This is a genomic window from Arthrobacter sp. 05L44 (assembly GCF_056397605.1).
On sequence record NZ_JBFTNS010000003.1, the window covers coordinates 297,968 to 315,767 of the forward strand.

The following is a 17,800-nucleotide window of genomic DNA, read 5'->3' on the forward strand; positions in this document are numbered from 1 at the left end:
GGAGGCCCCGGACTTAGCCCGGGCGGCTTAGACGGCGCAGCCGTCCGGGCCGCAGGCTCCATTGTCAGCATCGGCGGCGCCGGCGTCGACCATAACCAGCGGGTGGCTTTCCTGCCACGCCTGGTCGAGGGCCGCGCTGAAGGTTTCGGCGGGCTGGGCGCCGGAGAGCCCGAACTTGCGGTCGATGACGAAGAACGGCACGCCGCTGACGCCCAGGGCGCGGGCCTCGGCGATGTCCTCCCGGACGTCGTCGGCGTACGTGTCGGACGTGAACAGTTCCTCGAGGTCCCCGGCGTCGATCCCCAGGTCGGTCCCGAGTGAGGTGAGGTACTCGCGGCTGCCGATGTCGCGGCCGTGTTCGAAGTGGTCGCTGAGCAGGCGCTCCTTGGCGGCGTCCTGCTTTCCGTGGGCGGCAGCGAGGTGGATCAGCCGGTGGGCGGCGAAACTGTTGGCCACCACCACGGTGTCGAAACGGTAGTTGAGGCCCTCGGCCCTGGCCTGGGCCGCCACGTGGTCGAACATCCCCGCGACCTGGTCCGGAGCCATCCCCTTGCGGGTGCTCAGGTAATCGAGCTCGGTGCCGTCGTAGTGTTCCGGGAGGGACGGATCCAGCTGGAAACTGCGCCACTGCACCTCCACGGCGTCGCGGTGCGGGAACGCCGCGAGGGCGGTTTCAAAACGGCGCTTACCGATGTAGCACCAGGGGCAGGCCACATCGGACCAGATCTCAATCTTCATGCTGGTGACAACCGCGCCGGCGCCGCGCCCATTCCCGGCTGCCCGGGAAGCCGCGCATCAGGGGGACGAAACAGGCGGCCGTTCCATCACGAAGTCATGCTCCACGGTGGTCCCCAGCCTGAAGGACTTGGTGCCGACCTTCCGGAAGCCGGACTTCTCGTAGAACCTGATGGCGCGGGCGTTCTGGCTGTTCACCCCCAGCCAGAGTCCGCGGCCGTCCGGCACCGCGGCGATGCTGGCCAGCATCAGCTCCGCGGCGGCGCCCAGGCCGTGGTGGTCCGGGTGGACGTAGCACTTGCTTAGCTCTACGGCGGAACCGGTGCTGAGGGCGGCCGCTACATCGGCGTCCCGGGTGGGGCGGTCGATCAGCAGGCTGTACCCGCGGAGCTCCCCGTCCTCGTCGAGGACCAGCACCGTGACATCCGGGTCGCCGAGCCGCGGAAGCTGGTTTCGCTCAGCGTGTTGGCCAGGTGCGCGGCGATGTCTTCGGGCCGGGATTCGGGCGGGCAGGCGAGCGGGAAGGTGACGGCGGCCAGCTCGGCCAGCCGGCCGGCGTCGTCGGCGGTGGCTTGCCGGATAAGGTGCGTCATGCCCAAAACCCTAGTCCTGCCCGCCTCCGGGATGCCGTTCGTGAAGCGCAGTCCGTCATGTTCGGGACGGGTAGGCGACATACGCGAAGTGTGCCGAATCGGGCGCCCAGCTGTTGACGTTGAGGGTTCCCTGCCCGCCGAAAAGGGGCCACGTGTGCAGCGGCGCTGTCCAGTCCGCCACCGCCACCGCGACCACATCGACGGGAAGATTTTCGGGGTGGCCGAGGGTGCCGGGCGGGAACCGCACGTAGCTGGCCAGCAGGCCGTCCGGGGAATGGTGCGGGAACCAGTCGACGCTGGGACTTGGCAGCAGGTGCTCGAGCGCCGACCCGTCGGGGCGTACCCGGTCAAGCTGGGCGTGACCGGGCCGGTCCGTGAGGGCCTCCGTGTTCAGGTAGATCCACTCGCCGTCCGGCGAATACTCCGGACCGTCGCAGTGTCCCGGGCCAGTGGGCACAGCGGTGGCGGGCCCGCCCGCCGCCGGCATGGTCATCAGCCGCCCGGGCCGGGAAAAGTCTCCGGCCTCCACCGCCACGAAAGCCAGCTCGGATCCGTCGGGGCTCACGCCGTGCAGGTAATGCGCGAACCCGTCCTCGGCGGATAGTCGCACGGCGTCCCCGCCACGGATGCCGACCCGGTACAGGTGGCCGTCCTCGGCGGAGAGGTAGAGGTGGCCGCCGTCCGGGGCGAGCACGTGGTCGTTGTTGACGGGCGGGACCCCCGTGACCGGGATGGCCTCGAGCGAGCGGACGGACAGCTCCAGCCGCCACAGCCTGCCGGCGCCGTTGAGGATGAGCGCCGAGCCGTCCGGAGTCCAGTTGGGGGCCTCCAGCAGCAGGCCGTCACTGGTAAAGACGAGCTCGCTGCCACCGGTGAGGGCGGAGGCGATCCAGACCTCGCAGCGTTGGCCCGGGACCAGCTCGCGGGGCACGGCCGTGCCCGGGCTACTGCTTGAAGGCGGCGTCGAAGGAGGTGCTCGACGCCGGGAAGTCGAACCTCTTGAGTGCGGCGAGAGCCTCCGGTGCGCCATGCAGGCGGTCCATGCCGGCGTCCTCCCACTCGATCGAGATGGGGCCGGTGTAGCCGATCGCGGCCAGGGCGCGGAACGAGGATTCCCAGGGCACGTCGCCCCGGCCCGCGGAGACGAAATCCCAGCCGCGGCGGGGGTCGCCCCAGGGCAGGTGCGAGCCCAGGACGGTGTTCCGGCCGGTGGGGCGCAGCTTCGTGTCCTTGCAGTCCACGTGGTAGATCCGGTCCTTGAAATCCCAGATGAAGGAGACGGGGTCGATGCCCTGCCACATAAAGTGCGAGGGATCCCAGTTGAGGCCAAATGCTTCGCGGTGTCCGATGGCCTCGAGGGTGCGGACGGTGGTCCAGTAGTCATAGGCGATTTCGCTGGGGTGCACCTCGTGGGCGAAGCGGACCCCGCAGTCGTCGAAGACGTCCAGGATGGGGTTCCACCGGTCGGCGAAGTCCTGGTAGCCGGCGTCGATCATCTTCTCCGGGACCGGCGGGAACATCGCGACATATTGCCAGATGGAGGAGCCGGTGAAACCCACCACGGTGTCCACGCCGAGCGCTTTGGCGAGCCGGGCGGTGTGTTTCATCTCCTCGGCGGCGCGCTGCCTGACGCCCTCGGGGTCACCGTCGCCCCACACTTTGGCCCCCACGATGGCCTCGTGCCGGAAATCGATCGGGTCATCGCAGACCGCCTGGCCCTTGAGATGGTTGGAGATGGCCCAGACTTTGAGGTTGTACTTCTCCAGGACCGCGAGTTTGGAGTCCACATAGCCCGGTTCGTCCCAGCGCCAGGCGTCCAGGTGGTCCCCGGAGACGGCGATTTCCAAACCGTCGTAGCCCCAGCCGGAGGCCAGACGGGCGACTTCCTCGAACGGAAGGTCGGCCCACTGGCCGGTGAACAGGGTGTACGGGCGGGGCATATCAGGCTCCTTCGGGGGCGGCGGCGGGCGTAGTGGTGACGGCGGGCGGGGTGGTGAGTTGGATGGTGGAGCTTTTGGCGGCTGCGCTTTCCTCGACGGCGGCCAGGACGCGCTGGACGCTGAGTCCGTCCTCGAACGACGGCGACGGCGGGGTGCCGCCGTCGACGGCCACGAGGAAGTCGCGGATTTCGTTGGTGAAGGAGTGTTCCCAGCCGATCGTGTGTCCCTGCGGCCACCATGCCCTAATGTAGGGGTGCTCGGGCTCGCTGACCAGGATGCGGCGGAAACCCTGCTCCCGGACGGGAAGGGTTGCGTCCAGGAATCCGAGCTCGTTCAGGGCTTCCAGGTCGAACAGGATGGAGCCTTTACTGCCGTAAATCTCCAGCTTGAGGGCGTTCTTTTGGCCCGAGGCCACCCGGGAGACCTCCACCGAGGCGATGGCCCCGGAGGCCAGGGCCAGGGTGGCCCAGGCTGCGTCGTCGACGGTGACTTCCTCCGGGCCGTCCGGGCCCGGCCGGGAGGTGGTGAAGGTGTGCAGCCGGCCAGAGACCTCGGTGACCTGGTCGCCCAGCAGGAACAGGACCTGGTCGATGGCGTGGGAGGCGATGTCCCCGAGGGCGCCCGACCCGGCGGTCTCCTTGTTCAGCCGCCACGTCATGGGCGACTCCGGGTCCACCAGCCAGTCCTGAAGGTAGGCTGCCCGGACGTGCCGGACGGTACCGAGGCGGCCCTCGGCGATCAGCTCGCGGGCGACGGCCAGCGCCGGGACCCGGCGGTAGTTGAAGCCGATCATGGACTGCACCCCGCGGCCGCGGGCGCTCCGGGCCGCCTCCGCCATCGCTTCGGCCTCGGCGAGGGTGTTGGCCAGCGGTTTCTCCACCAGGACGTGCTTGCCGGCCGCCAGCGCTGCGATCGCGATTTCGGCGTGCATCCAGCCCGGAGCGCAGATGTCCACGATCTGGATGTCGTCCCGCGCGATCACCTCGCGCCAGTCCGTGGCGGACTCGGCCCACCCGTACTGGGCGGCCGCGGCAGCCACCCCGGCCGGGTCCCGGCCCACCAGGACCCGGCGTTCGAAGGCCGGCACGTCGAAGTAGCTGGCAACATTCCGCCAGGCGTTCGAATGTGCTTTCCCCATAAAGGCGTAGCCGATCATCGCCACCCCGAGGGGTGTGGGGTGGCCCGGGTCCTCGGCCCCGTGGCCGGCCGGGTTTTCCTGGAAGGTCATAGCGTGTCCTAGAGGGTGGAGGCGGTGGGGTCCCAGTCCTCGGGGAGGGCTGCGGAGACGGGGGCGGTGCTGTCCACGTCGACGAAGGCCCCGGAGCCGATCGACTCGGAGATCGAGACCATCGTGTCCAGGACGTGGTAGGCGAGGTCTCCGGTGGCGCGGTGCGGGACCCCGGCGCGGATCGAGCGGGCCATGTCCAGCACGCCCATGCCGCGGCCGTTGGCGGGGCCAGTGGCGGGCACAACGGTCCAGTCCTCATCCCCGGCGCGCCAGAGCCGCACATCGCCGTCGAAGTAGTTCGGGTCCGGCAGGGAGAGGGTGGCCTCGGTGCCGGTGATCTCCACGAAGCCCATGCGCTGCCGCGGGGACTCGAAGGAAAAGACGCTGTGCGAGGAGGCTCCGCTTTCGAACTGGGCCATGGCCGACACGTGGGTGGGAACCTCGACCGTGAACTCTTCCCCGGCTTTGGCCCCGGATCCGATCACCCGGACGTCCTTGGCTTTGGAGCCAATCGCCGCAACCCGCCGGACAGAGCCGAACGTCTGAACCAGCGCGGTGAGGTAGTAGGGGCCCATGTCGAACAGGGGACCTGCGCCGTGCTGGAACAGGAAGGCCGGATTCGGGTGCCAGGATTCGGGACCGGGGGTCTGGAAGGTGGTCATGGCGGTCAGCGGGGTGCCGATGTCGCCCCGTTCGATGAGCCGGCGTGCGGTCTGCAGGCCGGCGCCGAGGAACGTGTCCGGCGCGGTGCCGAGACGGAGGCCGGCGGCGTCGGCCGCCTTCAGCAGCCCGAGCCCGGATTCGCGGTCCAGCGAGAACGGCTTCTCCGTCCAGACATGCTTGCCGGCGTTGACCGCGGCAGTGGCGACCTCCACGTGGGCGGCGGGGATGGTCAGGTTCACGATGATCTCGACGTCGGGATGGTTCAGGGCCGCATCGACGCCGCCGGACTGGGCAATGCCGTATTCCTGGGCGCGGGCGGCGGCAGCGTCCTCGAAGAGGTCCGCAATGACGTGGACCTTGAGGTCGGGGAAGACCGTCAGGTTGTCCAGATACTGCTTGCTGATGTTGCCGGCGCCGATGACGGCGACGCCGACCGGTCCGCGGCCGGTCCCGGACGCCGCGCTCATGCGTTCACGCCCTGCGCGCTCGCCGAGCCGGCCTTGAGGTAGGCCAGGGACTGGGCTATTCCGTCGAAGATGTCCCCCGAGTAGTCGTCGAATTCGACGACGCCGACCTCCAGTGACTGCGCGGCGCCGATGACGTCCCAGACGGCGATCTTGCCCTGGCCGGCCGGCAGCTGAGCCTTGGTGTCCGTGGTCAGCGGGCCGTCCTTGATGTGGATGAACTTGACCCGGTCGCCGAGCCGTTCGAGCAGCCCGGCGGGGTCCTGGCCGCCGACGGCCGCCCAGTAGGTGTCCACTTCCAGGACAACCTCGGGATCCAGCAGCCCGGCGAAGTATTCAAGTGCGGTCTGGCCCTCCACGCTGGATTCAAGTTCCCAGGCGTGGTTGTGGTAGCCCACCCGGATGCCGTACTTGGCGCCTTTTTTGGCCGCGGCGTTGAGCTTGGCTGCGGTGGACTGGATGTCCCCGGCGGTCTGCCAGTGCTCGGCGGGCAGGTACGGGTCGATGACGGTGGCGATGCCCAGGTCCTTGGCGGCGGTGAAGATCTGGTCCTGGTCCTGGCTCAGCAGCGGCGCGTGGCCGGTCGGGGCCGTCAGGCCGTTCTCGGCCAGGGCGGCGCCGAGTTCGGCCGCCGTGGCCACGAAGTTGTAGGGCTCGACCTGGGTGAAGCCGACCTCCTTGACCTTCCTGATGGTGCCGGGCAGGTCCTCGGCGACGGCGTTGCGGAGCGTGTACAGCTGGAGGGAGTACGACATGGGATTCCTTTGCGGGGTGGTGGGTGGTCTGGAGGGGCGGCTAGCGGCCTGCGAGGGAACCGCCAATGCCGCCCACACTGAAGTATTTGTTCAGGGTGGCGAAGACGATGATCGGCGGGAGCATCATGATCACGGCCAGCGCCATCACGGAGGTCCAGTCGGTGGCATTCTGCTGGAAGAACGACTGCACGCCCATGGGCAGGGTGAAGATCTCATTGGACCGCAGGAACACGATGGCCACAAGGTAGTCGTTCCAGGCCAGCAGGAAGGCGAAGATCGCGGTGGACAGGACGCCGGGCAGGCTGTTGCGGAGCACCACCTTGGTGAACGACCCGAAGACCGAGCAGCCGTCGATCCAGGAGGCTTCTTCGAGGCTGACGGGGATCGAGTCGAAGTAGGCCGCCATCATCCAGGTGGCCACGGTCATGGTGGACCCGACGTAGATGATGGTGATGCCCAGCAGGTTGTCCACCAGCCCCATCCCGGCGAAGAGGATGAAGAGCGGCACCACGGAGGTGATGATCGGCAGGGACTGCATCACGAACAACAGGAGTGAGTAGCCGGAGACGGCCCTGCTCCGGCCACGGGAGAGGACGTAGCCGGCGGGTGCTGCCACGGCCACGGAGACCACCACGGTGGACAGGGTGGTGATCAGGCTGTTCTGCAGCCAGGTTGCGGCCAGTGTTCCGGAGAAAACATTCGCGATGTTCTCGAAGGTGGGACCGGTGGCGGTGCTGTGCGCTCCCGGGGTGAAGGCCAGGATCACGGTGACCATGATGGGGACCAGCACTATGGCCGTGATGATCAGGATCAGGACGAAGCGCCACCACCGGCCGCGCTGCCCCGCCTCGGAGAGGGCCTCGCGTGGTTTGCCTGCTTCGCTGGACCCGCTGATGGCGCCGGTCTGGGGATGGGCGTGGAGAACTGCGCTCATTATTCGACGCTCGACTTTCGGATCTGGCGGTACAGGAGGACGGAGATGACCACCAGGGTCATGGTCATCAGGAAGGCGATGGCCACACCGGGTCCGGTAGCGAAGTCCTGGAAGACGGTGCGGTAGGCCAGGACCACCAGCGACGTGGTGGCGCTAACCGGTCCGCCGCCGGTCAGCAGGTAGATCGTGGGGAAATCGTTGACACAGAAGATCGTCATGAGGATCCATGAGATGTACGTGGAGCGGGCGATCAGCGGCAGCGTGATCTGGGTGAACTGCTGCCACCGCGAGGCGCCGTCCATGCTGGCGGCCTCGTAGACGGTCGTATCGACGGAGGCCAGCGCCGCGGAGGTCATCATCATCATGAACGGGAAGCTGACCCAGACCTTGAAGACCATCACCGTCCCGGCAGCGAGCGTGGGATCCGCCAGGAATAACGGGGTGCCCATGCCAAGGTTGCGGAACATGCTCGGAAGCAGGCTGTCCGGGGTGGCGACGAGCCAGTTCCAGGCTGTGGAGGAGACCACGATCGGCACCACCCACGGCAGCAGCAGCAGGACCTTGAAAGTACCGCCGGCCGGGATCCTGGTGCGCAGGAGCAGGGCCAGGCCCAGTCCCACCAGCCACGACCCGAACACTCCGACGATGGTGAACCACAGGGTGAACTGTGCGGCTTTCCAGAAGGCGGGCGAGGACAGCACGGTGGCGAAGTTGTCCGTGCCGACGAAGTTTCCGGCCTGGAGCAGGTCCCCGTCGTGGGTGGCCTGGATGGCCGCGTAGATCAGCGGATAGCCGTGGATCAGGACCAGCAGGACCACCGAGGGGATCAGCAGCCAGAAGAAGGTCCGGGTGGTCTGCGCCGTGAGCTTGCTCTTGCGCTTTCCGGGCGAGGCTCCCGAGCCGCTGGGGGCGAGTCCCCGGCGGGCCCGGGCCAGGCCCGAGGTGGCGGTGGTGGTGGTTGTCATGGCCGGCGCCGCTACTTCTTGAGGACCGATTCGAGGCCGGACTGGAAGGTCTGCAGCGCGGTCTTGGCGTCCGACTTGCCGGTCAGGATGGTCTGGCTGAACTGGTTCAGGGCCTGGCCGCCGTCCAGGGCCGCGAGGTTGGCGTTGAGGGTGGAGCCCTGGGACGCGAAGGTCTTGGCGATGGGCTGCCAGTCCTTGACGATCTTGACGTTGTTGGGGTCATTGGCAAACTCGGGGATCTGCGTGATCGACTTGAAGACCGGCAGCGCGGACATCAGCTTCTGGCTCCAGAGTTGCTTCAGCTGGCCCAGGTAGTAGACGAGGAACGCTTCGGAGGCCTCCTGGGACGGAGTGTTCTTGTACATCATGATGTTGTTCGGGAACACGATGGTGGCCTTGTCCCCGTGCGGGCCGGTGATGGGGTCCGCCACCAGCAGGTCCCCGGAGGTATCGCCGACGCGCTGCGGCACGTTGACCTGGAACAGGCCGTAGCCGGCCTTGCCGTCCTTCCACTGGGCGGACATGTTGTCTGTGGTGTAGCTGACGGCCGCGGGATCGACGATGCCGTTGGAGACGAGTTCCAGGACGAATTCGATGGCCTCGACGTTGCGGTCGTTAAGGAGGTCCAGCTGGCCTTCCTTATTGAACACGCCGCCGCCGTTGTTCACCATCATCATGATCATCGAGTGGTTGCCGTAGTTGTTACCCGCACCGGCACCGGTGGTGAATCCAAACGCGCCGAGCTTCTTGAGGGCCTTTCCGGCCTCCAGCAGGGAGGGCCAGTCCGTGGGCAGTGCGACGTTGGCCTTCTCGAACAGCGACTTGCGGTACCAGAAGACGCGCATGTCCAGCTGCCAGGGGACGGCGACGTAGCCCTTGTCGGTCTTGAACGGATCCAGCACCCCGGGCAGGAAATCATCGAAGGTGCCGTTGCTCTTGAGGGTGCTGATGACCTTGTCGGCGTACGCGATCTGTCCCTGCTGCTCGAACTGGAAGGCCTGGAAGCCGCCGCCGGTGGAGACGGCCGGTCCGGTCTTGGACGCGATGGCCGAGGAGAAGGTTTGGTAGAAGTTGTTCCACTGGATGATCTGGTAGCTGGCCTTGCTGTTGGCCCCGGAGAAGCCCTCCGCGAGTTTCTTGGCGGCATCGTTGTAGGCGGGGGTTGCCCACGGCATGTCCCAGAACTTGATGGCGCCGCCGCCACCCGCGCCTTGGGAGGCGGAGCCGCCGCCGCAGGCTGCCAGGAGCGGTGCGCTGGCCGCTGCTGCGGCGAAGCCCAGGAAGCCCCGGCGGGAGAAGGCTGAGGAGGTTAGGGAGGACTTGTTCGTCACGATAATTTCCTTTCGTGACCGGGCCGCGGGGCCCGGTCTTCTCGACGGTGAGTTGATACGGAAGTTGGTGCTGGTGCTGGTGGTGCGGGGTGCTGCGGGCAGAACGGGTCAGCCGTGAAGGTCCCTGATGAGCGCCGCCACGGGGGCGAAGCGCTCCAGGTCATCCAGCCCGGCGCCGGTCTGAACTGCGGCGTGGAGCCGGATCCAGCTGCGGCGGTGGGCCGATTCGAAGCGGGTGGGAAGGGTCGCGGCACCGTCCGGGGTGACCACGCGGATCTCTGCGGGCCACGCGGCGGCCGCGTCCGGCAGGGTGACGTCGGTCCGGCCGGTCCGGGTGAGGACCGACACCGTGGCGGTGTGCGGCAGCGCCGACGTCGTGGTTCCTTGCAGCGCGGCCGGGGCGCCGTCCGGGAGCCGGGCCATCACCAGGTAGCCGCGGGAGTCCATCCGGACGACCCGGTGGGCGGACAGCTCCACGCCGCAGGCGGCCAGGGCGCACAAATGGCGGGTCAGCAGGTTCTCCGGTGCTGTTCCGGGGGCGGCGTATGCCACGGAGTCGCACAGCACGGCGTCGGCTACGGCCCCGGAAAGGGCGCCGACGGCGGCGGCGCCCGGACCGGCAAGCACCGGGTTCGACGCCCAGCCATGATCCAGGGCGACGGCGGCGCCCCTGTCGGCGGCGGCTGCGGCCAGCGCCGCGGGGTCTTCGGCGGCTGGTTCGACGACGACGACGCCGCGGGCTCCGCCGCGGACCGCGGCCGTGGCGCGGCTGGTCCACCCGGCGTCGCCGGAAACGGCAACGACGTCGGCCGGCCCGGCGGCGGGGCCGAAGGAGACGGGAAGGGAGGCGAGGGCGGCCGCCACGGTGTCCGCGACGCCGGGCTCCTGCCCGACGCTGAGCCGGGCGCTCATGCCCGCGCCTCCGCGTAGGCGGTGGCTGCGGGGGAGGCCATGCCGGCGGCCGCATCCGCGATGGCGAGCGCGAAGTCGAGATCATCGCGCAGGCTGCCCGGCTCGGGCGCCGGGGCGGTGCCGCGGGCGATGGCGGCAAGCCGGCGCCACTCGCCCTCGTAACCGTTGTGGCTGTAGGGGCCGAGCACGGTGGTCCCCGCCCGGGTGTGGATCCGGGCCGTTGCGGATCCGGCGTGGACGTAGGACGGGGTGAACGTGATGCTCAGGGCGGCGTCATCGCCGATGGCCTCGAAGGTCCAGTCCGGCTCCCAGGTCTGGTTCATGGCCGCCCGCAGTTCGATGACGGTGGTGCCGGCTTGCAGGGAGATGACGTAGCCGAAGGGCGCCAGGGTCTCGGCATGGAGGACTTTGACGTCCGCGAAGTGAGGGCTGAAGCGCCGGACCAGGGGGAGATCGTGGATGGCGAGGCCCATAACCCCGCCGGAGAGCATCGCTTGCGCCGCCTCGAGCGCGGCCTCGGAGCCGGACGCCGGGCCGGCTTGCGCGGGAGCGGCCGGCGGGGGAGTGCGGCCCACCACCTCGGTTGCGAAGTCCTCGAAGCGGGGGTTGGGCGGCAGGACGATGGAGGACCGGATGGTGTGTACCTGTTCCGGGAGCGAACCCCAGGCTGCTTCCGCTGCCAGCCAGGCCGGATCGAAGGTGTGCATGGCGCCAACGATCACCGGAACTCCGGTTTCGGCCGACACCGCGAGAATCGCCGCCGCCTCTTGCCCGCTCATGGCGAAGGGCTTTTCGCAGAGGACGGCCTTCTTGCCGGCCCGGCAGGCGTCGATGACCTGCTGGGCGTGAAACTGGTGCGGGCTGCAGACGGCGACGACGTCCACGGCAGGATCGGCGAGGAGCTCCGCAGTGCTGGTGCTGAAGCGGGCGCCGACCCGGGCTGCGACGGATTCGGCCACTGCGGGATCGACGTCCATCACATGCCGGACGGCGAGGATGTCCTCCAGCCGCGCCAAGGACGGCAGATGAATGGCCTGGGTCACGGGCCCGGCCCCGATGATCCCGACGCCCAGCAGCTCTGTTGCCGCCTGTGCTTGGCTCGCCACGTTCATAACCCCTTTGTCATCCCAGGCCCGGCTGCGGCATCCCGCCGCAGCTCCGGTGACCTGGCTCACACTCAAGCTAGAGGGACTTATGTCGAACGTCAAGCAAAAGTTGAAAACTTCGTTGCAATCTTATTTCGGTGTGACATGAAGAAGGCCTTCGTGCTATCACTTACTCATGAGTACGATTACCGGCACCGACTCCGCAGCCCCGGAGGCCGGCGGAAGCCTGTCCCGCGCCGGTGACCTTTTCCAGATCCTGCGCGACGGCAAGGCCAGGACCCGCGCCGAGCTGGCCCTCACCACGGGGCTGGCGCGGTCCACCATCGCCTCCCGGATCGAGGCACTGATGCTCTCCGGACTGGTCGGCCCCGCCGGGGAGGCCAGCTCCAGCGGCGGCAGGCCGCCGTCGCGCTTTGCCTTCAACCCTGCCGCCCGCTCCGTCCTTGCGGTCGACGTCGGCGCCACCCACGTGATCATTGCCGTGACGGACCTGAACGGGACGGTGCTGGCTGAACGCCGGCTCAAGCAGGACGTCGCAGACGGCCCCGCCGTAGTCCTCGACCGGGTCATCGACGAGGGCCTCAAGCTGCTCGGCCGGGCCGGCCGGAGCAAAAAAGACCTCGCCGGCGTCGGGATCGGCCTGCCCGGACCGGTCGAACACGCCACCGGTAAACCCGTGAAACCGCCGATCATGCCCGGCTGGGACGGGCACGACGTCGTCAGCCACGTCCAGCGCTCCCTGCCCGTCCCCGTCCTTGTCGATAACGACGTGAACATCATGGCGCTGGGCGAGCAAACGGCCCACTGGCCCGGCGATGAGAACTTCCTGTTCGTCAAGGTCGCCACCGGCATCGGCGCCGGCATCATCAGCAGCGGGGAGCTCCAGCGCGGAGCCAACGGAACGGCCGGGGACCTCGGCCACGTGCGTGTACCGCGGGGTGACCAGGTGCAATGCCGGTGCGGCAATTACGGCTGCCTCGAAGCGCTCGCCTCCGGCCCGGCGGTGGCCCGCGCGCTCGTGGAGCAAGGCCTTGAGGCGCACGACGGCGGCGACGTCCTGCGGCTGGTGGCCGCCGGCAACCTGCAGGCCACCCAGGCGCTGCGGCAGGCCGGACGGGACCTGGGCGACGTCCTCGCAACGGTCGTGAACCTGCTGAACCCGTCAGTGATCGTCCTGGGCGGCAGCCTCGGCCAGGCCGGGGAGCACCTTATGGCCGGCGTCCGCGAGGTGGTGTACCGGCGCTCGCTGCCCCTGGCCACCACGCACCTGCGCATCGGCCTTTCCGTCGCCGGCGACCGGGCAGCCATCCTGGGGGCCAGCCAGATGGTCACCCAGCATGTGCTCTCGCCCGCCGTTATCGAAGCGACCCTGCAGGCAACCGGCTGATCCGGCCGGTGGTTAACGGTGGTTACCGGGGCGTCGGCCGGGGGATCTGCGGGGGGCGTCACATACGGCGGCCGCGGCAGGGGCCCGGGCCGGCCGTGATAGCAATGGGACTGATGAAAACATATTTCTGCCGGGCCGCCGGGGCCGCGGGGCTAGCCCGGTGAGCGCCCTGGCGCGGATCCCGCGCGGCGGGCTCCTGATGATCGCGATCGGCCTGATCGCCCTGAACATGCGCGGCCCGTTTGTGGCGGTCGCCCCCGTGGTGGGCGACATGCAGCGGGACCTGGGGTTCTCGCCGGTCGAAATCGGTTTCCTGACCGGCATCCCGGTGCTCTGCTTCGCGCTCGCGGCGCCGCTGGCCTCGCTGACGGGCCGGAAGCTGGGCCCGGAGTTCGCCATCACCCTGACCTTGCTGGGTGTGCTGGCCGGCGTCATTGTGCGCTCCTCGGGCGGCGGGGCGCTCGTGATGCTCGGCACCGTGATCCTGGGCGTCGCCATCACCATCGGCAACATCGTGGTCCCGCTGATCATCCGGCGGGACTTCAGCCCGGCCAAACAGGGCGCGGCCATGGGCACCTACACGGCGACCCTGAACATTGGTTCCTTTGCCACGTCCATGATCACCGCACCGTTGGCGGAACTGCTGGGGTGGCGTCCTGCCATCGCGGCCTGCGCCGTGTTCGCGCTCGCGGCCGCGGCTGTGTGGATCCCGGCGGCAGGCGCCGACGCCTACCGGCCCCGCGCCGTCCCGGGCTCCGACCCGACCCGCGCGGCCCGGCCGCCGGCGTCGCGCTGGATCACCGTGGCCCTGACCGCTGGCTTCGCCGGCCAGGCCTTCTCCTACTACGGCGTCACCGCGTGGCTGCCCAGCCTGCTGGCCGACGAATTGGGCTTGGCGCCCTCGGCGGCCGGGGCCGGGTCCTCGCTGTTCCAGATCCTGGCAATCGCCGGCGGCCTGGGGGTCCCCCTGGCGGCGCGCTTCGCCAGCACGACGACGGTGGGGCTCACCCTGGGGGCGCTCTGGCTGACCGTGCCGCTGGGCCTCCTGCTGGCCCCCGGGCTCTGGTGGTTGTGGTCCTCCTTCGGCGGAGTGGCCCAGGGCGGCGGCATCACCTTGATCTTCATCGCCATCATCCGGCTGGCCCGGGACCAGGTCTCCGCGGGGCGGATGTCCGCCGTCGTCCAGGGCGCGGGCTACTGCGTCGGCGCCGTGGCGCCCACCCTGCTCGGTTACGTGCACGGCATCTCGGACTCGTGGACCGGGCCCCTGCTAATGATCCTGGGCTCGGTGACGCTGTTCATTGTTGGCTGCGCGCTCTCGCTGCGCCACGTCCCGAAGCCGCACTGACAGCCGCCCGCCGCTTCAGCACAACACCTGAGGCCCATGTTTCCTGGAAAACATGGGCCTCAGGTGTCCGTTCGACGCCGTTGTCGGGTGCTCGGGAAGGTATTCCGTTGCCGGGCCGCCGCCCCGGATCTCGGGGAGCCTGTTGCGAAGGGCGTGGCGGCCCGGCGGACGGAAGCCGGGGTCGGCGGACCCGGATACCGCGCGGCGGTCTCCGGGCCTGTCCGGGGTTAGACGGCTACGAGGTCCGCGCCGCTGATGGCGGTGGCGGCGCCGTCGCGGGCCTCGTGCAGGAAGCGGTCGTAAGCCGGCAGGGTCAGGAAGGCGGGGAACTCGTTGCCGAGCGTGACCTCCTCAAAGATGTCCCTGGCATCGGCGAAACGGTCGCCTTCGAAGCGTTCCAGCTTCACGAACTCCTCGTCCAGCATGTCCTCCACCCACTCGCGGGTAATGACATCGCCGGCGTCGGTGATGGCGCGGGAGAAGATCCACTGCCACAGCTGCGAACGGGAGATCTCCGCGGTGGCGGCGTCCTCCATCAGGTTGTGGATGGCGACCGCACCGTTGCCGCGCAGCCACGACTCGATGTAGCGGATGCCCACCTCGATGTTGTTCCGCACGCCCTGCTCGGTGATCGTTCCGGTGGTGGAGGCGATGTCGATCAGCGCACGGTCATCGGGGGTGACTTCCTCGCGGAGGCGGTCCAGCTGGTTCGGGCGGCCGCCGAGGACGCCGTCGAACACCTCACGGCACACCGGCACCAGGTCCGGGTGCGCCACCCAGGAGCCGTCGAAGCCGTCGGCCGCCTCACGGGTCTTGTCCGCACGCACCTTCTCGAACGCAATGGCGTTGGCTTCCTCGTCCTTGCGGTTGGGGACGGCCGCGGCCATCCCGCCGATCGCCATGGCGCCGCGCTTGTGGCAGGCCCGGACCAGCTGTTCGGTGTAGGCGCGCATAAACGGCTGCGTCATGGTGACCTGGCCGCGGTCCGGGAGGACGAACCGGGGTCCCCGGGTCCGGAAGTTCTTGATCAGCGAGAAGATGTAGTCCCAGCGGCCGGCGTTCAGGCCTGCGGCGTGCTCGCGCAGTTCGTAGAGGATCTCCTCCATCTCGAACGCCGCGGTGATGGTCTCGATGAGCACCGTGGCACGGATGGTGCCCTGCGGGATGCCCAGCAGGTCCTGAGCGAGGACGAAGATGTCGTTCCAGAGCCGGGCCTCGAGGTGGTTCTCGATCTTCGGCAGGTAGAAGTACGGGCCCTTGCCCTGGGCGATCAGGCGGCGGGCGTTGTGGAAGAAGTAGAGGCCGAAGTCCACGATGCCGCCGGCCACCGGGGTCCCGTCGATGAGCATGTGCTTCTCCGGCAAGTGCCAGCCGCGGGGACGGACAACAATGGTGGGCAGCTCCTCGGCGCCGCGCAGCTTGTACTCCTTGCCCTCGGGCGAGGTGAAGTCGATGCGGCGTTCCAGCGCGTCGGACAGGTTCAGCTGACCCTGGATGACGTTGCGCCACGACGGGGTGGAGGAGTCCTCCATGTCCGCGAGCCACACCTTGGCGCCGGAGTTCAGCGCGTTGATGGTCATCTTCTTATCCACCGGGCCGGTGATTTCCACGCGGCGGTCCGTCAGCCCGGGCGCCGGGGGAGCGACGCGCCACTGCGGGTCGTTGCGGATGGCCTCGGTCTCGGGCAGGAAATGCGGGTCCTGGCCCTTGCCGATCTGCTGGCGGCGTTCCTGCCGGGCCAGCAGCAGCTCCTGCCGGCGCTCCGCCGTCGCCTTGTGAAGCTTGGCAACAAAGGCCAGGGCGTCCGGGGTCAGGACCTCGTTCTGCCGGCAGATGGGCTGCGCGGTCAACGTAACCCCGTTGATGGTGAAGTTGTCAGTGAAGCTGTTCATGGGAGTTGCTCCTTGAAAGTCCGCCGTTGCCCTATCACTTTTGGTCCCCAAAGGCGGCCGATGAGGACCAAAAGTGATAGGGCAACTGGCGGGAAAGGCTGTGGGCGGGGATTAGTGGAACTGGCCTTCTTCTGTGGATCCCACGAGGGCCAAGGTGGATGCGTTCGGGTTGAGCGCGGTGGCGATGTCGTCGAAGTAGCCGGTGCCGACTTCGCGCTGGTGCTTGGTGGCGGTGTAGCCGCGGGCTTCGGAGGCGAATTCCTTTTCCTGCAACTCAACATAGGCGCTCATGCCTTCCCGGGCGTAACTGTGGGCGAGGTCGAACATTGAGTAGTTCAGGGCGTGGAAGCCGGCCAGGGTGATGAACTGGAACGTGAAGCCCATGGCGCCGAGTTCGCGCTGGAACTTCGCGATGGTCGCGTCGTCGAGGTGCTTGCGCCAGTTGAACGACGGCGAGCAGTTGTAGGAGAGCATCTGGTCCGGGAACTCGGCCTTGACCGATTCGGCAAACTTCCGGGCCAGTTCCAGGTCCGGGGTCCCGGTTTCCATCCAGATGAGGTCCGAATACGGGGCGTAGGCCTTGGCCCGGGCGATGCAGGGTTCAATCCCGTTGCGGACCTTGTAGAAGCCCTCAGGGGTGCGTTCACCCGTGATGAATTCCTGGTCGCGCTCGTCGACATCGGAGGTAATCAGGGTGGCTGCCTCGGCGTCGGTGCGGGCGATGATGACCGACGGGGTGCCGGCGACGTCGGCCGCCAGCCGGGCGGCATTCAGCGTCCGGATGTGCTGCTGGGTGGGGATCAGGACCTTGCCGCCGAGGTGGCCGCACTTCTTTTCCGAGGCGAGCTGGTCCTCCCAGTGCACGCCCGAGGCGCCGGCCTGGATCATGGACTTCATCAGCTCGTAGGCGTTCAGCGGGCCGCCGAAGCCGGCCTCGGCGTCGGCAACGATCGGCACCATCCAGTCCTCGACCGTCTGGATACCCTCAGAGAACTCGATCTGGTCCGCGCGGAGCAGGGCGTTGTTGATGCGGCGGACCACGGTGGGGACCGAGTTGGCCGGGTAGAGCGACTGGTCCGGGTAGGTGTGGCCGGAGTTGTTGGCGTCCGCGGCGACCTGCCAGCCGGAGAGGTAGATGGCGCGGAGGCCGGCCTTTACCTGCTGCACGGCCTGGTTTCCGGTCAGGGCGCCAAGGGCGTTGGTGTACCGGCCGTCCTTCTGCTCCTCGGTGAGCTGCTTCCACAGTTTCTCGGAGCCGCGGCGGGCCAAGGTGTGTTCCTCGGAGACACGGCCGCGGAGGCGGACGACGTCGGAGGCTGAGTAATCCCGGGTGACACCTTCCCAGCGCGGGTTGGCGGCCCACTCGAGCTCCAGGGCGGCGGCCTGCTCTTCGGGCGTCTGCTGGGTGGGCTCAAATGCTGCAGTCATCTTTGTCTCCTTGGTGGGTCCGGCCGGCAGGGCCGCGTCTCTGCGGGTTCCTGCCGGTTGATCCGGGCGGTGAATCTTTCCGTGAGATCTACTTTTCTGCACTTTCAAGGGGCTTTCTA

14 protein-coding genes and 2 pseudogenes are annotated in these 17,800 nt (G+C 68.4%); 2 read left to right on the plus strand and 14 right to left on the minus strand.

Annotation, left to right across the window (positions count from 1 at the left end):
- Nucleotides 1-27: 27 nt before the first annotated feature.
- From AC1DHY_RS10185 to AC1DHY_RS10240, 12 genes and pseudogenes are all read right to left on the minus strand, one after another.
- Nucleotides 28-744: pseudogene (locus AC1DHY_RS10185) on the minus strand (DsbA family oxidoreductase); the annotation flags it as partial.
- A gap of 51 nt (nucleotides 745-795) precedes the next feature.
- Nucleotides 796-1,328, minus strand: a pseudogene (locus AC1DHY_RS10190) (N-acetyltransferase family protein).
- 55 nt (nucleotides 1,329-1,383) lie between these two features.
- Nucleotides 1,384-2,259, minus strand: a complete 876-nt coding sequence (locus AC1DHY_RS10195) for a TolB family protein (RefSeq protein WP_476878358.1) — start codon at nucleotides 2,257-2,259, stop codon at nucleotides 1,384-1,386.
- A 13-nt stretch (nucleotides 2,260-2,272) separates the two neighbouring features.
- A complete protein-coding gene (locus AC1DHY_RS10200) occupies nucleotides 2,273-3,268 on the minus strand; it encodes a sugar phosphate isomerase/epimerase family protein (RefSeq protein ID WP_476878357.1) in 996 nt (331 codons plus the stop codon).
- Nucleotide 3,269: 1 nt separating this feature from the next.
- Complete coding sequence (locus AC1DHY_RS10205) at nucleotides 3,270-4,496, minus strand: Gfo/Idh/MocA family protein (protein WP_476878356.1); 1,227 nt, start codon at nucleotides 4,494-4,496, stop codon at nucleotides 3,270-3,272.
- Nucleotides 4,497-4,504: 8 nt separating this feature from the next.
- Nucleotides 4,505-5,626 (minus strand): Gfo/Idh/MocA family protein, encoded by a 1,122-nt coding sequence (locus tag AC1DHY_RS10210; RefSeq protein WP_476878355.1) that lies wholly within the window; start codon nucleotides 5,624-5,626, stop codon nucleotides 4,505-4,507.
- Complete coding sequence (locus AC1DHY_RS10215; protein WP_476903559.1) at nucleotides 5,623-6,378, minus strand: sugar phosphate isomerase/epimerase family protein; 756 nt, start codon at nucleotides 6,376-6,378, stop codon at nucleotides 5,623-5,625. The genes AC1DHY_RS10210 and AC1DHY_RS10215 overlap by 4 nt, the downstream gene beginning before the upstream one ends.
- 40 nt (nucleotides 6,379-6,418) lie before the next feature.
- A complete protein-coding gene (locus tag AC1DHY_RS10220; RefSeq protein WP_476878353.1) occupies nucleotides 6,419-7,312 on the minus strand; it encodes a carbohydrate ABC transporter permease in 894 nt (297 codons plus the stop codon).
- Nucleotides 7,312-8,277, minus strand: coding sequence for a carbohydrate ABC transporter permease (locus AC1DHY_RS10225; RefSeq protein WP_476903560.1), 966 nt, complete (start codon nucleotides 8,275-8,277; stop codon nucleotides 7,312-7,314). Before AC1DHY_RS10225 ends, AC1DHY_RS10220 begins: the two co-directional genes overlap by 1 nt.
- 11 nt (nucleotides 8,278-8,288) lie before the next feature.
- Nucleotides 8,289-9,608 (minus strand): ABC transporter substrate-binding protein, encoded by a 1,320-nt coding sequence (locus AC1DHY_RS10230; RefSeq protein ID WP_476878351.1) that lies wholly within the window; start codon nucleotides 9,606-9,608, stop codon nucleotides 8,289-8,291.
- Nucleotides 9,609-9,716: 108 nt separating this feature from the next.
- The gene (locus AC1DHY_RS10235) at nucleotides 9,717-10,520 is read right to left on the minus strand and encodes a hypothetical protein (protein ID WP_476878350.1); all 804 of its coding nucleotides are present in this window, start codon (nucleotides 10,518-10,520) and stop codon (nucleotides 9,717-9,719) included.
- Nucleotides 10,517-11,626 (minus strand): Gfo/Idh/MocA family protein, encoded by a 1,110-nt coding sequence (locus AC1DHY_RS10240; RefSeq protein ID WP_476878349.1) that lies wholly within the window; start codon nucleotides 11,624-11,626, stop codon nucleotides 10,517-10,519. The genes AC1DHY_RS10235 and AC1DHY_RS10240 overlap by 4 nt, the downstream gene beginning before the upstream one ends.
- Nucleotides 11,627-11,801: 175 nt before the next feature.
- Between AC1DHY_RS10240 and AC1DHY_RS10245 the strand changes: the two genes are divergently transcribed.
- Together AC1DHY_RS10245 and AC1DHY_RS10250 are read left to right on the plus strand one after the other, a co-directional pair.
- On the plus strand, nucleotides 11,802-13,013 hold the full coding sequence (locus tag AC1DHY_RS10245; protein ID WP_476903561.1) for an ROK family protein: 1,212 nt from the start codon (nucleotides 11,802-11,804) through the stop codon (nucleotides 13,011-13,013).
- Nucleotides 13,014-13,212: 199 nt separating this feature from the next.
- Nucleotides 13,213-14,361, plus strand: coding sequence for an MFS transporter (locus AC1DHY_RS10250; protein ID WP_476903570.1), 1,149 nt, complete (start codon nucleotides 13,213-13,215; stop codon nucleotides 14,359-14,361).
- A gap of 227 nt (nucleotides 14,362-14,588) precedes the next feature.
- On the opposite strand, the gene aceB is transcribed toward AC1DHY_RS10250, so the two are convergent.
- Together aceB and aceA are read right to left on the minus strand one after the other, a co-directional pair.
- The gene (gene aceB / locus AC1DHY_RS10255; RefSeq protein ID WP_476878347.1) at nucleotides 14,589-16,253 is read right to left on the minus strand and encodes a malate synthase A; all 1,665 of its coding nucleotides are present in this window, start codon (nucleotides 16,251-16,253) and stop codon (nucleotides 14,589-14,591) included.
- A 111-nt stretch (nucleotides 16,254-16,364) separates the two neighbouring features.
- Nucleotides 16,365-17,681: an isocitrate lyase gene (gene aceA, locus AC1DHY_RS10260; protein ID WP_476878346.1), complete on the minus strand. Its 1,317-nt coding sequence runs from the start codon at nucleotides 17,679-17,681 to the stop codon at nucleotides 16,365-16,367.
- Nucleotides 17,682-17,800 lie beyond the last annotated feature (119 nt).

Excerpts from the sequence above, each read along its gene's own strand:
- AC1DHY_RS10200 (WP_476878357.1), bottom strand. The coding sequence starts at position 3,268 with ATGCCCCGCCCGTACACCCTGTTCACCGGCCAGTGGGCCGACCTTCCG.
- AC1DHY_RS10205 (WP_476878356.1), bottom strand. The coding sequence starts at position 4,496 with ATGACCTTCCAGGAAAACCCGGCCGGCCACGGGGCCGAGGACCCGGGC.
- AC1DHY_RS10210 (WP_476878355.1), bottom strand. The coding sequence starts at position 5,626 with ATGAGCGCGGCGTCCGGGACCGGCCGCGGACCGGTCGGCGTCGCCGTC.
- AC1DHY_RS10215 (WP_476903559.1), bottom strand. The coding sequence starts at position 6,378 with ATGTCGTACTCCCTCCAGCTGTACACGCTCCGCAACGCCGTCGCCGAG.
- AC1DHY_RS10220 (WP_476878353.1), bottom strand. The coding sequence starts at position 7,312 with ATGAGCGCAGTTCTCCACGCCCATCCCCAGACCGGCGCCATCAGCGGG.
- AC1DHY_RS10225 (WP_476903560.1), bottom strand. The coding sequence starts at position 8,277 with ATGACAACCACCACCACCGCCACCTCGGGCCTGGCCCGGGCCCGCCGG.
- AC1DHY_RS10235 (WP_476878350.1), bottom strand. The coding sequence starts at position 10,520 with ATGAGCGCCCGGCTCAGCGTCGGGCAGGAGCCCGGCGTCGCGGACACC.
- AC1DHY_RS10245 (WP_476903561.1), top strand. The coding sequence starts at position 11,802 with ATGAGTACGATTACCGGCACCGACTCCGCAGCCCCGGAGGCCGGCGGA.
- AC1DHY_RS10250 (WP_476903570.1), top strand. The coding sequence starts at position 13,213 with ATGATCGCGATCGGCCTGATCGCCCTGAACATGCGCGGCCCGTTTGTG.
- aceB (WP_476878347.1), bottom strand. The coding sequence starts at position 16,253 with ATGAACAGCTTCACTGACAACTTCACCATCAACGGGGTTACGTTGACC.
- aceA (WP_476878346.1), bottom strand. The coding sequence starts at position 17,681 with ATGACTGCAGCATTTGAGCCCACCCAGCAGACGCCCGAAGAGCAGGCC.